Source organism: Helicobacter sp. 'house sparrow 1' (assembly GCF_900199585.1).
Lineage (GTDB): Bacteria > Campylobacterota > Campylobacteria > Campylobacterales > Helicobacteraceae > Helicobacter_H.
On the sequence record NZ_FZQY01000005.1, the window covers coordinates 33,247 to 48,083 of the forward strand.

Annotated in this window: 15 protein-coding genes and 4 tRNA genes; 7 read left to right on the top strand and 12 right to left on the bottom strand. The window is 33.4% G+C overall.

Features of this window, described 5'->3' with window-relative positions; translation table 11 throughout:
* Window positions 1-5: 5 nt before the first annotated feature.
* From C6H31_RS03345 to C6H31_RS03355, 3 genes are read right to left on the bottom strand one after another with little or no spacing between them, the layout of a single operon-like run.
* Window positions 6-401 carry a hypothetical protein gene (locus C6H31_RS03345; protein ID WP_104697414.1) on the bottom strand — a complete coding sequence of 132 codons (396 nt, stop codon included), beginning with the start codon at window positions 399-401 and terminating at the stop codon, window positions 6-8.
* Window positions 402-1,730: a UDP-N-acetylmuramate--L-alanine ligase gene (gene murC / locus C6H31_RS03350; RefSeq protein WP_104697415.1), complete on the bottom strand. Its 1,329-nt coding sequence runs from the start codon at window positions 1,728-1,730 to the stop codon at window positions 402-404.
* The gene (locus C6H31_RS03355) at window positions 1,727-2,851 is read right to left on the bottom strand and encodes a succinyldiaminopimelate transaminase (protein WP_104697416.1); all 1,125 of its coding nucleotides are present in this window, start codon (window positions 2,849-2,851) and stop codon (window positions 1,727-1,729) included. The genes murC and C6H31_RS03355 overlap by 4 nt, the downstream gene beginning before the upstream one ends.
* Before the next feature lie 125 nt (window positions 2,852-2,976).
* On the opposite strand from C6H31_RS03355, the gene C6H31_RS03360 reads away from it, so the two are divergent.
* The 4 genes from C6H31_RS03360 to C6H31_RS03375 all read left to right on the top strand — a co-directional run bounded on the left by C6H31_RS03360 (window position 2,977) and on the right by C6H31_RS03375 (window position 3,351).
* Window positions 2,977-3,051 (top strand) — tRNA-Gly (locus C6H31_RS03360).
* A 35-nt stretch (window positions 3,052-3,086) separates the two neighbouring features.
* A tRNA-Leu gene (locus C6H31_RS03365) sits at window positions 3,087-3,174 on the top strand.
* Between the two features lie 13 nt (window positions 3,175-3,187).
* Window positions 3,188-3,262: transfer RNA gene (locus tag C6H31_RS03370), tRNA-Cys, on the top strand.
* Window position 3,263: 1 nt separating this feature from the next.
* Window positions 3,264-3,351: transfer RNA gene (locus C6H31_RS03375), tRNA-Ser, on the top strand.
* Window positions 3,352-3,541: 190 nt separating this feature from the next.
* Here the strand turns inward: C6H31_RS03375 and selA are convergent.
* From selA to alaS, 5 genes are all read right to left on the bottom strand, one after another.
* On the bottom strand, window positions 3,542-4,891 hold the full coding sequence (gene selA / locus C6H31_RS03380; protein WP_104697417.1) for an L-seryl-tRNA(Sec) selenium transferase: 1,350 nt from the start codon (window positions 4,889-4,891) through the stop codon (window positions 3,542-3,544).
* A gap of 446 nt (window positions 4,892-5,337) precedes the next feature.
* A complete protein-coding gene (locus C6H31_RS03385; protein ID WP_104697418.1) occupies window positions 5,338-6,288 on the bottom strand; it encodes an NAD(P)-binding domain-containing protein in 951 nt (316 codons plus the stop codon).
* On the bottom strand, window positions 6,272-6,496 hold the full coding sequence (ccoS, locus tag C6H31_RS03390) for a cbb3-type cytochrome oxidase assembly protein CcoS (protein WP_104697419.1): 225 nt from the start codon (window positions 6,494-6,496) through the stop codon (window positions 6,272-6,274). Before ccoS ends, C6H31_RS03385 begins: the two co-directional genes overlap by 17 nt.
* A complete protein-coding gene (gene maf / locus C6H31_RS03395) occupies window positions 6,493-7,044 on the bottom strand; it encodes a septum formation inhibitor Maf (protein ID WP_104697420.1) in 552 nt (183 codons plus the stop codon). The genes ccoS and maf overlap by 4 nt, the downstream gene beginning before the upstream one ends.
* Window positions 7,041-9,593 (bottom strand): alanine--tRNA ligase, encoded by a 2,553-nt coding sequence (alaS, locus tag C6H31_RS03400; protein WP_104697421.1) that lies wholly within the window; start codon window positions 9,591-9,593, stop codon window positions 7,041-7,043. The genes maf and alaS overlap by 4 nt, the downstream gene beginning before the upstream one ends.
* A gap of 140 nt (window positions 9,594-9,733) precedes the next feature.
* Here alaS and C6H31_RS03405 point away from each other — a divergent pair, with 140 nt between their 5' ends.
* The 3 genes from C6H31_RS03405 to C6H31_RS03415 are packed head-to-tail and all read left to right on the top strand — an operon-like array spanning window position 9,734 to window position 11,925.
* Window positions 9,734-10,012, top strand: coding sequence for a NifU family protein (locus C6H31_RS03405; protein WP_104697422.1), 279 nt, complete (start codon window positions 9,734-9,736; stop codon window positions 10,010-10,012).
* Window positions 10,013-10,036: 24 nt separating this feature from the next.
* Window positions 10,037-10,636, top strand: coding sequence for a histidine kinase (locus C6H31_RS03410; RefSeq protein WP_104697423.1), 600 nt, complete (start codon window positions 10,037-10,039; stop codon window positions 10,634-10,636).
* Window positions 10,633-11,925, top strand: coding sequence for a UDP-N-acetylmuramoyl-L-alanyl-D-glutamate--2,6-diaminopimelate ligase (locus tag C6H31_RS03415; RefSeq protein ID WP_104697424.1), 1,293 nt, complete (start codon window positions 10,633-10,635; stop codon window positions 11,923-11,925). Before C6H31_RS03410 ends, C6H31_RS03415 begins: the two co-directional genes overlap by 4 nt.
* 8 nt (window positions 11,926-11,933) lie before the next feature.
* Here the strand turns inward: C6H31_RS03415 and fliY are convergent, their stop codons facing one another.
* Genes fliY through C6H31_RS03435 form a run of 4 tightly spaced genes read right to left on the bottom strand, consistent with a single transcriptional unit; the run spans window position 11,934 to window position 14,832 of the window.
* Window positions 11,934-12,773 carry a flagellar motor switch protein FliY gene (gene fliY, locus C6H31_RS03420; protein ID WP_104697425.1) on the bottom strand — a complete coding sequence of 280 codons (840 nt, stop codon included), beginning with the start codon at window positions 12,771-12,773 and terminating at the stop codon, window positions 11,934-11,936.
* Entirely contained in the window at window positions 12,766-13,836 is a 1,071-nt protein-coding gene (gene fliM / locus C6H31_RS03425; RefSeq protein WP_104697426.1) for a flagellar motor switch protein FliM, read from the bottom strand. Before fliM ends, fliY begins: the two co-directional genes overlap by 8 nt.
* Window positions 13,829-14,518 (bottom strand): RNA polymerase sigma factor FliA, encoded by a 690-nt coding sequence (locus tag C6H31_RS03430; RefSeq protein ID WP_104697427.1) that lies wholly within the window; start codon window positions 14,516-14,518, stop codon window positions 13,829-13,831. The genes fliM and C6H31_RS03430 overlap by 8 nt, the downstream gene beginning before the upstream one ends.
* Window positions 14,515-14,832, bottom strand: coding sequence for a hypothetical protein (locus tag C6H31_RS03435; protein ID WP_104697428.1), 318 nt, complete (start codon window positions 14,830-14,832; stop codon window positions 14,515-14,517). The genes C6H31_RS03430 and C6H31_RS03435 overlap by 4 nt, the downstream gene beginning before the upstream one ends.
* Between the last annotated feature and the right edge of the window lie 5 nt (window positions 14,833-14,837).

Consider the following 14,837-nt stretch of genomic DNA (forward strand, 5'->3'; position numbering starts at 1 on the left):
AATTCTTATTCCTTTTCAAGTTGCTCTTGGATTGTGTTGATATTTTGTTTATTATTTTTTTGGACACATTCATTAAGTGAAAAAATAAGATTATGAAAGGGAGTATCCTTCTTTCCTATAAAATTTAGAGTTCCACTCACAAAGTTAAAATTTTTAGCATCCACTTCAGTGTTTTTGCATAAAATTGTTTCACCTCTTAAAAAAGCCATTTGTAATAAGAAGATCTGTTTATCAACCTGACTTTTTCTATAACTATAAAATCCAATAATTACCGCAAGAATTAGTAAGGATATAAAAGTCAGACTTTTTTGTTTCTTGCTTACCATTCCAAAATCTTTAAGGATAAAAAATAAAGTTAGGGTTGCAATTAAAATAAGCAGAACAATGGGAAGTAGGGTCATTTATTTTTCTCCTCGAAGCTGGTAGGTGATATCTCCTGCACCAAGCCCTATAACAAGATTATCTTGAATTGTTTTGATTAATTGAGTTTGGTTGTAAATCTCAATAACTCCTTTATTGTTTTTGATATGTGTTGCCAAGATAGGAGAATATTGCTTAAAAAGCTCTTGCATATCAAAATATATTTCCTTTTCGCCTGCCTTCCAAGTAGGTAGGATAATAAGTTCATCACAGTTAATAAAACTTTTTTGAAAGGCTTCTAGATTGTCTCTTAATCGAGAAAACTTATGAGGTTGCCAAATTGCAATAATTTTTTTGATGTGTTTTAAGGTGGCATAGGTTTTAGTTGCGCTAAGTGTTGCCACAATTTCTGTTGGATGGTGTGCATAATCATCTATTATATAGAGTTTGCCCTTTTGGATGATATCAAATCGTTTTTTTATACCTGCAAAGTTTTTTAGATTTTCTCGAATTGTTTTGATATCCATTTGTGTTTGTGCAATTAGTATTGCAAGACTTGCATTAGATGCAGTATGCTCTCCAAATCCCCATACTTCAAACTCTCCAAGATCTTTTAGTTCAAAACGACAAAAAGGCTCATCATCTCTTAGAAAAAAATGGATATTTTTTATATCTTTTTTTGGAGAAAGGGTAATGTATTGATCCTTTAGGGTATGAAGAAAGGGATCATCAATATTAATACAAGCTTTTTTTGCAGATTTTAAAAAATCTTTATAGGCTTGATAAAATTTCTCTAAGCTATAATCATAGCTTTCCATATGCTCTGGTTCTGCATTTGTCACAATTGCACAATAGGGATTTGAATTTAGGAAGCTTTTATCAGATTCATCTGCCTCAAAAATAATTCCCTCGCTCATATTCTCTCTAACATTAGAACCAAATTCTTTACTCTCTGCTCCAATAATTGCACCAAAATTATTAAAAATACTACTTAGCATTGCACTTGTGGTGCTTTTTCCATGAGCTCCACACACGCTAAATACTTTCTTTTGTCCTAGTATGAGATTTAATGCATCCTTGCGAGATAAGATGGGGATATTTTTCTTCTTGGCTTCAATAATTTCTATATTATCTTCTTTGATAATTGCTGAATGAATTACTAAATCTTGATTTTGTATTGCATCAGGGCAGTGAGGAATATAAACCTTAACTCCTTGCCCTTCTAAGCTTTTTACCAGTTTATTGGAAGCGATATCACTACCACTAATGGTGGCTCCTTGAGCCTTTAGATATTTTGCAATACCTGATATGCCAATACCACCAATCCCAATAAAATGAATTTTTAAATCTTTAATAGGTTTCAACTTCATCCTTTTTTCAAAAATCTTGCAATTGTTTTTAAAATAGGTTCTAATATGGGTGTTTCATAAACTAAAGCAATTCTCACATACCCTTTACCTGCATTATTTCTACCTAAGAAACTACCAGGCAAGACTAAAATACCCTCTTCTTCATAAAGTTTTTTGCAAAATTCTATTTCATCTCCAACATAAAGCCAAACATAAAAACTAAAGGGATATATTTTGGTTTCAGGAAATATTTTTTTGGCAAGTGCTAAATTTTTGGCATATTGCATTTGAATCTGTTTGGCTTGTGTATGAGATTCCCAAGCCATACTGGCTGTTTTTTGCAGGGGCGAGGGAATTGCTACTCCTAGATAAGTGCGATAAGTGAGATAGGGTTTTAAGATATTACTATCTCCTGCTATGAAACCACTTCTAAGACTTGGAGCAGAGAGCCTTTTAGAAATGGAATTGACACATAAAATATTTTTAAAATCTTTATTCCCCATATCATAAGATGCTCTTAATATTCCCTCTGGAGGCTCTTGTTGATAAATTTCACTATAGCATTCATCATTTAGTAGGACAAAATCATACTCTAATGCATTTTGTATCCATTGTTGGAGTTCTTTTTTGGTGAGGGTTGAACCTGTGGGATTATTAGGAGAGTTTAATATTACAAGCTTTACTTCCTCCATCTGTTCTTTTGTAAGGGAGGGTTTAAAATCATTATCTTGATTTAAATCCATTAAAAAAACCTTGGAATTGCTTGCAATACTCGCACCTTCATAAATTTGATAGAATGGATTAGGATAGGCCATAGAGGGATTAGTAGTATTTGCAAGTAAAAATTGTGGAAAGTTAAATAAAACCTCTCTTGTCCCAAGAGTGGGAATAAGCTGATTATTTTCTAGGTTGAGATTATAGCGGTAAGAAAGAAAGTTTTTAATGGATTTATAAAGATACTCTTCACCCTTTGTTGTTGGATAATAGCGTAACAAATCAGTGGAATTTTTCAGTGCATCTTGGATATTTTGAGGTGTTTTAAACTGTGGCTCACCAACTGTCAGCTTAAAGATAGGCTTTTTAGGAATGATATCTTTAATAAGGTTTTGAAGTTTCTCAAAAGGGTAGGGTTGGAACTGCAAAGTAATCTTCCTTAAAGTTTTTTATGGATTATTATATAATTTTTAGGTGTTTTTTACTCTCATTGCTTGATTTTTTTAAAAAGCATTGCTAGAATTACGCTTTATTATTTTATGAAGAAATAAATGCGGGAATAGCTCAGTGGTAGAGCACAACCTTGCCAAGGTTGGGGCCGCGAGTTCGATCCTCGTTTCCCGCTCCATTTAATTTATCACATAAAAAAGCTTTGTTATTGTCGCCCGGGTGGTGGAATTGGTAGACACAAGGGACTTAAAATCCCTCGGATATTGCTTCCGTGCCGGTTCAAGTCCGGCCCCGGGCACCACTATTAGAGAGATGGCGACATAGCCAAGTGGTAAGGCAAGGGCCTGCAAAGCCTTGATTCCTCGGTTCAAATCCGAGTGTCGCCTCCATCGGGAGATGGCTGAGTGGTCGAAAGCGGCGGTCTTGAAAACCGTTGAGGGTCACACCTCCGGGGGTTCGAATCCCTCTCTCCCGGCCACCTATCTCATATTTAACCCCCCCCCCCTTTTTTTTTAATTCTTGTATGTTTTTATGTAGTTGGATTAAAATAGGGTGTTTTGAGCCAACTTCAAACAAAGAAAGGACAACTAGAAATCTCTTGGTTTTTTATTGACTAAAGATTGTCTGGATAAAAATTAGATAAGTTTTAGAATATTAAAAAAGCATAATCATATAAGAGCCTCTAATATTTTTTTAATCCAAGCAAAATGTTCATCTTTTATACATCTTACATCAAGAAGAATTTTATCTTTGAATATTCTACTAATTAGTCCTTGCTCTCTTAAGATCTTATGTAGTTCTTGGGCGCAGATTTTATGATGGTCAAGTAAGATTCCATAAGAATTAAAATCTAAATGAGGCAGACTTCCACCCCCAGCTTTTGATTGGGTTTTAATTACTTCATAGTTGAAAATATTTAATCCTTGTAAATAATCTTTAAGATTATTTGCTCTTTGCAATAATTCCTGAGGCGATTGATTTAGCATTTTTAATGTGGGGATAGTATTATAAGTTTCTAATAGATATGCCAATAGTGTTTCTTGAAGTAATATAAGATTGATCTTATCAATTCTCAAAGCCCTTAGTAGATGATTTTTCTTTAATTGTTCTATCAGTTCCTTTTTTCCAAAAATAATCCCCGCTTGAGGACCTCCTAGTAGCTTATCTCCACTAAAGCTTACAAGCGATGGTTTTAGGCTTGCAATCTCCAATAAAGATGGTTCATCACAATCAACCCCACTAATATATCCACTTCCTATATCATAATAATCAATTAGATTGTTTTGTTTTGCAAGCTGATGGATTTGTTGGTACTCTACACTAGAAACAAAACCAATTTGGCTAAAATTGCTTTGATGCACCTTTAAAATCATTGAAGTATTTTCATTAATCGCATCCTGATAATCTCTCAGGTGGGTTTTATTTGTAGTTCCTATCTCGTGCAAAATACCCCCAGATTGTTTAATAACTTCTGGGATTCTAAAACTACCCCCTATTTCTACAAGTTCACCTCTAGATAAAATCACTTCTTTATCTTTTGCAAATGTATTGATAATAAGCATTACAGCAGCTGCATTATTATTGACAACAAGTGCGTCTTGGCAATCAAAAAGTGTGCAAATGATATTTTTAAGATGGTGATAACGCTCTCCCCTCTTTCCTTCTATGAGGTCATACTCAAGATTGTTGTACTCACTTAAAAGAGGTATTATTTTTGCAAGCATATCTTGAGAAAAAATACTGCGACCAAGATTTGTTTGTATGACCACACCAGATGCATTAATGAGTGGTTTTATGGTTGGAGATATAAGTTCTAAATATTTTGTTTTAATTTGTTCTATGACTTGTTCTGTGTCTAGTGGTTGTAAAATTTTTTGTTCTAAAATATCATTTCGCAGGCCTTGGATAATATTTTGAGCTACTTTTTTAAGCAAGGTTTTGTTAAAACCATCAAAAGCGGGATGAGTGAGTATTTTATCTATTTTTGGTAGCGAAGAGAGTAGGTTTTGTGTGCACATCTTTTGCCTTTAAGATCATAAAAATAAAGGCTATTTTATGATTTTAAAGTTAAGATATTTTTATTTTTAGATAATTTTTAGCTTAGAAAGAGTACAAAAAAGTCTAATAATACCCTTATCTTTTTCAATTTGAGCTAATTTAGACTAAAGTAAAATTCTATAAATTTTTTAATTAAGTGGTGTTGAAAAATTAATACTTTTGTGCAAAATTACCTTTATTAAAGGGGGATAGATAAGGCTAGTAGGCTTATAATAGGGATAAATTTTACAAAAACTAGTCAAAGTAAAAAGAGTGTATAATTTGAATTATGAGAAAAAATTTATTATAATACCCACCACCCTATAAGGGGGGCAAGTGTGCTGGTGTGCACCTTGGGCTTCAAACCCAAAGAATGGCTAGGTGTCTAGCTGTTGAGGAGTTCGATTCTTCTGCCCTCTCGCTAAACTTATAGCTTAGATTTTATACTCTGGATTGCCTCATAGCCTTGATTGATTCCAACTGCAATAGAAGCGCCATTCTTTGAAAGAATATCTCCAGCGACAAATATATTTTTAACTGAACTCTCTAAATTGTTTGTAAGAGGAATGCCTGCATCATCAAGCTCTAAACCACATTTTTTTAAGAAATCAATAGGAGCGGCACCACCAATTGCATAAACAATCTTATCGAATGTTTCGGAGCTACCATCATCAAAAAATACTTGAGGTTTTGATTGATTATCTTCAAGTTTTTCTATATTAATACCCAATTTTGTTTTTAATTGGTTTTGCATCGCTTGCTTAAGATTCTCTGCATTGATTTCATTGATTCTTGCAAATTCTTTGCGTCTATAATTGAGTGTTGTGTCAGTGATTTCAGTAAGATATGTTGCATATTCTACTGCTGAATTTCCTCCTCCAACTACAAGAACTTTTTCTCCTGCTTGGATGGTGTTGATATTATAAGCCACCTTTTTTAGCAAAGTTGGAGGAATTTTATAATCTGGCTTATTTGGTTGCCCCATTTTGCCTATAGCAATTACAACGAATTTGGATTGAAAAACTTCATTATTTGTAGTATGGATCTCAAAAATACCATCTACCTGAGTAATTTTTTCAATATCTGTGCCATACTTTGGATTGAGATCATATTTTTCAATGAGATGATCAAATAACTCAAGAGTGCTTTCTTTGCTTCCATCGCTAAAAGATATATTGCCCTTAAGATCTGTGACATGCCCTTTGTAGTCTTTATCTACACGCTTGCCATCTTTATAAAATTTTCTTATTGTATTTGAGTGTTCTTGTGTTTTTTCAAATAAAATAATTTCAGAGATACCTGCTATTTTAGCTTCTGCAGCAGCGCTAATTCCTGCAGGTCCAGCCCCTATAATTGCAATATCATAAACTTTTTTCATCAAATCTTTCCTTTTTTAGTTTTTCCTTTTTTCTTTGTTGTGTTATTGCTTGATTGAGATCCTCAGGACTATCAAATAAAACTCCTTGCGTGATTTTCTTTTCATCATCAAATTGCCCAGTCTTAAGGCCCCATAAAAAGGCAATACAACCAAACAACCCAATTAAGATAGATGTAAATAGCATCACAATTAAAAGTGTTGTATTCATATTATCTCAAAAAAAGGTAAAAATTTCTCTATACTAAGCCCTCTGGCAGTAGATAAAAGCCCTTTTCCTTGAATAATGTATTTTTGATGAAATCCTTCTAGCATAATACCTCCAGCCTTATTTTTCCAAAGATTAGATTCTAAATAATGTTCTTTATCTAAAGAATCAAAAAATTTAAAGCTAAAGCTAGCACAAGAGACATCATAAAGTTCAATCTTACTAGATTTAAAAATCTGCGCAGTGATGATTTTTACCTCATTGCCACTTTGATTGGTTAGCATATCTCTAGCTTCTTGTATATTTTTTGGCTTTCTTTGAAGAATATTATTTACACTCACTACGCTATCAGCTACTAGAATTGGAAGGTTGGTCCCAAATTTTTGCAAAGCTTTAAAAAATTTTCCTTTGCAGGCTTCAAAAGCAAAGGTCTTGGGACAAGTAGTTTTGATTGTCTCTTCATCAAAATCTACGCTTTTTTGCACAAAATCAACACAAAATTCTTCAAGAATTACTTTGCGACTCTGTGAAGATGATGCAAGAATAATCATTGGATTTTATCTATAATAAATTTTTTTGCAGAGTCTAAGGCTTCTTTGATTTTTGAGGAATCTTTGCCTCCAGCGGTTGCAAAATCCGATCTTCCACCACCATTACCCCCAAGTATTTGTGCTACAACCTTAACCCATTCATTTGCCTTAATGGTGTTGTTTTTTGTTCCTGCTACAATCTGTAGTTTTTGAGAATCAATCAGTAAAATCGCAATATTTTCATACTTATTTTTTTGCTCATCAACAATTTGTTTTAAATCACCCCCTTGAAGGCTTTGCACAATAAGAGTGGTTTCATTGATTGTTTGTATTTGCAAATCAACTTGTGATTGTTTAAAGGCTAGCTGTTTTTCTAGCTCTTTAATTTTGTCTTTTAGTTTAGTGATTCCTAGTATTGGATCATTATTTTTTAGCAACTCTTTTGTATGGCTTACTTGTTGGATAAGATTTTTTGTAAAAAGATATGCACTTTCTCCACAAATTGCTTCAATGCGCCTTATGCCATTTGATACCCCTGATTCTTTTATGATAATAAACTCTCCAATAAACCCCGTGTTTTGGATATGAATACCACCGCAAAGTTCGCAAGAATAATCATCAAAACTTACCACCCTTACACTATCTTCATATTTTTCTCCAAACAAAGCAATTGCTCCCTTATTTTTAGCATCTTTTAGAGACATATTTTCAATGCTTGCAGGGATATTTTGCATAATTAATTGATTGACTTCATCTTGAATTTCTTGGATTTCTTCAGTTTGAAGGGGTCTTGGAAAATTAAAATCAAATCTTAGGCGGTTAGCTTCAACCAAACTTCCAGCTTGTGATACTTGCTCTCCTAGTTTCTTTTTCAAAACAGCGTGCAATAGATGTGTTGCAGAGTGGTGCTTTGCAATTTCTTGGCGCATCCCATCTACTTTAGCAACAACCTCCTTGCCTATAGAAACAGATTCTAAGGGCTCAATTTGACTAATATTCAATCCAAAATATTTCTTTGTATCTAAGATGTTGGCAATTTTTTTACCATCAAGAAAAATTTCCCCTTTATCTCCTATAGCCCCACCACTTTCTGGATAAAAAGGTGTTTTATCTAATAAAATAAACCCTTTTTCTCTAAGGGTCTGTGTCTCTGTAAATGAGGTATCAAATAATGCAAGAATCTTGCTATGAGATTGTGTATTTTCATAACCAATGAAATCATTACCTTTAAATTTTTCTAAGATGGTTTTAAAATCTCCTTGAATGGTTGCATCCCCGCTGCCTTTCCAAGAAGCTTTGGCCAGTTCTTTTTGTTTTTGCATATGAAGTTCAAAGGATTTTAGATCCAATGAAAGATTATTTTCTTTTAGCATATCTTGTGTAAGATCAAGAGGAAAGCCAAAAGTGTCATAAAGCTTAAAGGCAACCTCTCCACTAAATATAGTGCTATTTTTAGATTTTAAAGTTTCTATCTCTTTTTTAAAGAGTGTAATACCCTGATCAATGGTTTCAAAAAACTTTGCTTCCTCCAGTTTGCATTGATTAGCAATTATGTCTTTCTTCTCAATAAGATAGGTATAAAAACTTCCCATTTCTTCACATACTTGCATTACAATCTGATATAAGAATGGTTCCCTCAACCCTAAAAGATAGCCATATCTCACTGCGCGCCTTAAGATTCTACGCAAGACATACCCGCGTCCTTCTTTATCAAAATTCACGCCTTGGGCCAACAAAAATGCTATTGCCCTAGAATGATCAGCAATAACTCTAAAGCTTGCACCATCCTCATAGTTGTAAACTTTTTTTGTGAGTTGTTCCACTTTTCTTATTAAGGGCATAAATAAGGAGGTATCAAAATTACTTTTCTTTTTTTCCAGTAGTGCATAAACTCTCTCAAGACCCATTCCTGTATCAATACTTGGTTTTGGGAGAGGAGTTAGACTACCATCGCTATGTCTTTCAAATTGCATAAAGACAAGATTCCAAATCTCTAAGAATCTATCCCCATCTCCACCAAAATAATCTTCTTGGGTATTAAATTCCTCACCTTGATCCACAAAAATTTCACTACAAGGTCCGCATGGACCTGTATCTCCCATCTGCCAAAAATTATCCTTATCTCCCATTCTTTTAATTCTACTGGGATCAATATGCTTGCTCCATATCTCAAAGGCTTCATCATCATTTTCATGAACAGTAACATATAAGACAGATTTATCAAAACCTAATACTTCGGTTACAAATTCCCATGCATAGGCAATGGCATCTTCTTTAAAGTAATCTCCAAAAGAAAAATTACCAAGCATTTCAAAAAGCGTATGATGCCTTCTTGTGAAGCCAACATTTTCTAAATCATTATGTTTTCCACCAGCCCTTATGCAAAGTTGTGAAGAAGTTGCTCTTGGTATTTGCGGGATGGGTATTTTTCCAATAAAAATATCTTTAAATTGCACCATTCCAGCATTAGTGAAAAGTAAACTAGCATCTTCAGGAACAAGGGGCATACTCCCATAAACTTGATGACCTTTTTTTTGAAAAAAATCTAAGAATTTTGAACGAATATCCATATCAAGATCCTTGTAGCATAATTCTTGTCTCTTTAATATATGAAAGTATATCTAAAAGCTCTTAAAATCCTATTTATCCTTAATGGCTTTATTTTGATAGAATTGCAACAAGTTTATGACTTAAAGAGGAGGTTAATAAAATGTTTCCTTTTAGTGATGAAGAGCTTTATGAGCCTGTAGAAAAATCAATACAAAAGGTTCGCCCCATGTTACTTACAGATGGTGGGGATATCACTGTTTTGGGAATTAGAGATGCAAAAGTTTATGTCAGGTTGGAGGGAGCTTGTCAGGGGTGTTCTAGTGCACATTTAACATTAAAAAATGGTATTGAAAGACAGTTGAGAATGGATATACATCCAGATTTGCAAGTAATTGAGGTACCAAAAAATCAAGATTTGGAAAGTATTTTAAAATCCTAGGACAAGGATTCTAAGGAGTTATATTTGTCTCTTATTAATCATCCAAAAAAACGAGTCCTTATACAAAAAGGTTTTAGGGCATTTGAGGCTGAAGATTATTCTGGTGCAATGAGGTTTTTTTCTGATGCATTGCGCCTAGATGAAGAGGATTTGGAAGCAAAAATTGGTTTGTTGTTATCAGATATGATTTCAGATTTTCCCAAAGAGGCACAAGGTTTTTATGAGTTGTATAAGGCAATGATTTTAAATAACCCAAGGGCAATGCGTAAAAAAATACAACAAGGTATTTTAGATAGTATCCAATCTTTTGATAATGGTATTGAAAAGATTTCAGCAGTTTTATGTGAAGATAATAATCAAAAGATTGATGAGATGGATGGTATTTTATATAGTGATTTTAAGGCAATGTGTTTGGAAACTAACTTTAAAGAGGTTTTTGAGAATCTAATCTTTAGCACAAAAATTATTTTTACCAAAAAGGAAGATTTTTATGATTTTTTAGAAGTATTGCTTGAAAATAATTTTGTTGATTTTTGTTTGCAATACATAGAAAATATGAAAGAAGCAATGTATTATGATCTAAGAATTAAAGATATTTTACAAAGGGCTGTGCAGAAGTTATGAAAATAGATTTTATGATAAATTATGAGGGTAGAGAATATCAATATTTAAGTGACAATACAAGGGATGATGCAGAGAATGTTTTATTTGTCGAAACACCAAGAAATAAGGAGTTTGCAGAGGCTTTTAAAAGATCCAACAGGGCTGTTTTAAATTATAAGGAACTTAAGAAATATTTTTCTTTTCCTTCAAAAATTATAGGTATTACAGGGACAAATGGGAAAACAACCATTGCCAATCTCATCTATCATATACTTTTAGATAATGGCTATTCTTGTGCAATGATTGGAACCCAAGGGGTGTATTTTAATCATAGGCAGGTTAAAGCAAAAGGACTTACTACACCAACAATTTTAGAGCTCTATCAAAACTTTGATTTTTTGGCTAAAAATCAATGTGAAGTTGTTGTGATGGAGGTAAGTTCTCATGCAATTGAACAAGAAAGAATTTATGGGATTGATTTTGATGTAAGAGTTTTGAGTAATATTACAAGTGATCACCTTGATTACCATAAAGATTTGCGAACCTATAGGGATGTTAAGAATAGTTTTTTTGGCAATCAAGGAAAGAAAGTAATTAATTTGGATGAGAAAAATGCAAAGTTTAATCCATCAAATACATTGCTTTATAGTATTTTTTCTCAAGCTGATATTTGGGTAAAAAGATATGATCTAGCAGATGGAATTTCTGCACAGATTGTTTGTGGTGATAGGGAAATAGAGTTAAAATCTAGACTCTATGGATTGCATAATCTTTATAATATACTTGCAGCAGTAGGGAGTATATGGACATTAAATCTTCTGCCACTAAAAAAAGCTATCCAAAGTTTGGAAAATTTTAAAGGGGTGAGTGGGCGTATGGAAGTAATCTCTAACCAACCTTTGATTATTGTAGATTTTGCGCATACCCATGATGGAATGGAGAGAATCTTTCAAAGTTTTCCAAATAGAAATATTGTAGTTTTATTTGGTGCTGGTGGAGATAGAGATAGAAGCAAGCGCCCATTGATGGGTAAGATAGCAGATCAATATGCCAAAAGAATCTATTTAACAAATGATAATCCAAGGACAGAAGATCCCTTATTGATACTTCAAGATATTTTAGATGGTATTAGTCAAAAACAAAAAGTGGTAGTAGAGCTTGATAGAAGAGAAGCTATTAAAAAAGCAATGGATTCCCAAGAGCAAGATGAAATTTTGTTTATCTTGGGAAAAGGTGATGAAGTAGAGCAGATTTTAAAAGATAAAACCATTCCTTTTGATGATAGGGAAGTAGTAAGAGAGTTTTTATAAGTAAGGGCTTAATGGCCTTTTAGTTGTTCTAATCTTTGGCGCTTTGTCCCTATTTCTGTCACTTGGATTCCAAAGTTTCCATCTACAATTACCACTTCACCTTTTGCAATTACTTTATCATCAATTAAGATTTCTAGGGGGTCGTTTGCAAGTTGATTTAATTCTATTACGCTTCCAATATCCATAGATACCACGTCTTTTAAAAGCATTCTTTTTTGTCCAATTCTTACTTTTACATTTAGTTTAACATCCAGTAGCATTGCAATATTTTTCATCTCATCGCTTGAAAGACTACTTGTTGTTTGTGCTTGTTCTTGAGTGGTTGTTTCTTTAGCTGTAGGGGCTTCTTGTGTCAGATTGTTTTCCAAATCAGCTGAAGATAAAAGCCAAAAATGCGATGAAATTGTGTTGAGTTCAAAAGAGAAATTATAGGCTTTAGTATAGCCTTGATGATCTTGATCTGAGGTTACAAATTCTATGCTTTTGCAAGAAAAACTTAGTTTGGGCAATTTTTTTTGAGAACCCAAGCTGGTGGATAGGGCACCAAAAATATTTGAATTAATTTCTTTATTAGCATCCAAATCATCATCATCCATACTTTCTTTTGCATTACCTTCTCCACCAACCATTGTATCAGCAAGGGCAGTTGCAAGTTCAACGGGAGTTGCAATTGCTAGTGAGGTATGAAAGTCTCCACTAGTTTCAATAGAAGTCAGTGCATAGGGAGGAGAAATCTTTTCTTGTTTTAAATCTATGCTTTTTATTTCCTTAATATTGGGACTTGATCCTGTTAGTCCTTCTATTGTAGAGATAGCCTCTTGAATAAAAAGTTTAATAAAATCATTCATAGTTTTCTTCCTCCTCTGTTTCTATTTCATTAATTCTATTTTTTCTTCGCATTTCAAGCATTTCTAATATCTCTTTTACTTGGTCTTTTTCTGTTTTTAAGACCTCTTTGATTTTTATGCTCTTTCGATATCTTTGTAATCCAATATCTGCTAAAAATTTATCTTTGCCATCAATAGCTACCAAAACTGTATCATCAGCTTTTCTATTTAATCTAATAATATCTCCTGCTTGTAGATCTAAAATATCTCTTAGAGATAGACTTGCTTGACCGATAGATGCACTAATATTAATATTTGCACCTCCAATTAGAGCCTGTAATTCTTTATTGCGACTTTTTTTAGAGCTTGTTTCAGAGAACACAAGATCTCTGCTACCTAATCTTGATAGGATTGTTTCAAGTGAAATCACAGGATAACAAAGATTAATCATACCACTACTATGTCCTATAATAATTTCCATTACAACCATGATAACTACTTCATTTTGTGCAACAATTTGGACGACATTAGGACTAGATTCCTTGGCATCAATACTTGGAAAGATCTCGGTAACAGGAGCCCAAGCATCTTTTAGAGTTTGCATTATTTGCCTTAGAATACTATCTAAAAGATTTAATTCAATATCGCTAAATTCTCTTTGGCTATCATAAGTTTCCCCCTTTCCTCCAAGTAAGCGATCAATCATTGAAAACACAATGCTTGGATTAATTTCTAAAACCCCCGTTCCATCCATGGGCTTCATTGAAAAAACATTAAAGCTTGTGGGACTTGGGAGACTCATTAAAAATTCTCCATAAGTCATCTGATCTACACTGTGTAATTGAATCTCAACAATGCTACGCATAATGGCAGAAATCTGACTAGAGAGATTTCTAGCCATTTTATCGTGAATGCCTCTAAAGGCCCTTAATTGCTCTTTGCTTACACGGTTGGGTCTTTTAAAGTCATAAAGCATCACTTGCTTATTTGGGAGTAAACTGCTTCTTTCTAGCTCAGGAGTATGATCCTCATCTATTACTTCTAGTAGCGCATCAATTTCCTCTTGACTTAATATGTCAGCCATTATGTTCTCCTATGGATCTTCTAATCTTCTTGATTACTTCTTTTGTGATTTGTGAAATTCTAGATTCTGTGATATCTAAAACCTCCTTGATTTCACTAAGGCTCATTTCTTCAAAAAAATACATCTGTATTACAAGCTGTTCCCTTTCTGTTAGCTCTGAGAGAGCAGCTTTAATTTTATCAATAAGTTCTTCTTGCTCAAGCTTATCAATAATTGTGCTACCCTCAATTACATTGTACTGCTCATCAATAGGGACAAGAAGATAAATATCTGAAGCAATTTTTGCTTCTTTGATCTTTTCTAAAGTCTCATTAAGAATTTCTGCAAGATATTCATCACTAGGCTCTTCTTGATATTTATTGTAGTAGCGAGTAGTCTCAAAATCAATACTTTTAATGAGTTTTCTGTTAGCACGCGAGATGATATCAAGCGATCGGAGATAATCTAGTAATGCTCCATTAACTCGTGTTCTAGCATATCCCCAAAATGAATCATTAATAGCACTATCATATTTTCTGGCAAGCTTAATTAACTCCTCAGTTCCTATAGAGATCAAATCATTAATATCCACAGAGCTTGGTACTCTCTCTTTGATGCGATAGGCCATAGCCCTTACTGCTGGAAGATATTGTATGGCAAGTTCATCTTGAGAATGTCTGATATTTTGGTTATAAACATTCATTGCATCTTACCATCATAATCAAAACTTTTAAGATAAAGTCTTATATTTTGCACCTCTCGCTCTTGCAAATCAAATTCCTTATCAAAATCATCCAAACGACTCTCTAAGCTTGCCTTATCAAAAATATTAAAGCTAAAATTTAAAGACCAAGTGTAGATTGCAACAATAAGCATAGCAATCAGATAAAATCCAATTGTTGATACAACTGTCCAGAATAATACGATTTCTGGTTCATCAAATTTTGCAACAGCTAGGGCAAGGCCCAAAAAAAACCCAAACGAAACAGAAAGATTGAGATAATTAGTTGGTTTCATCTCAT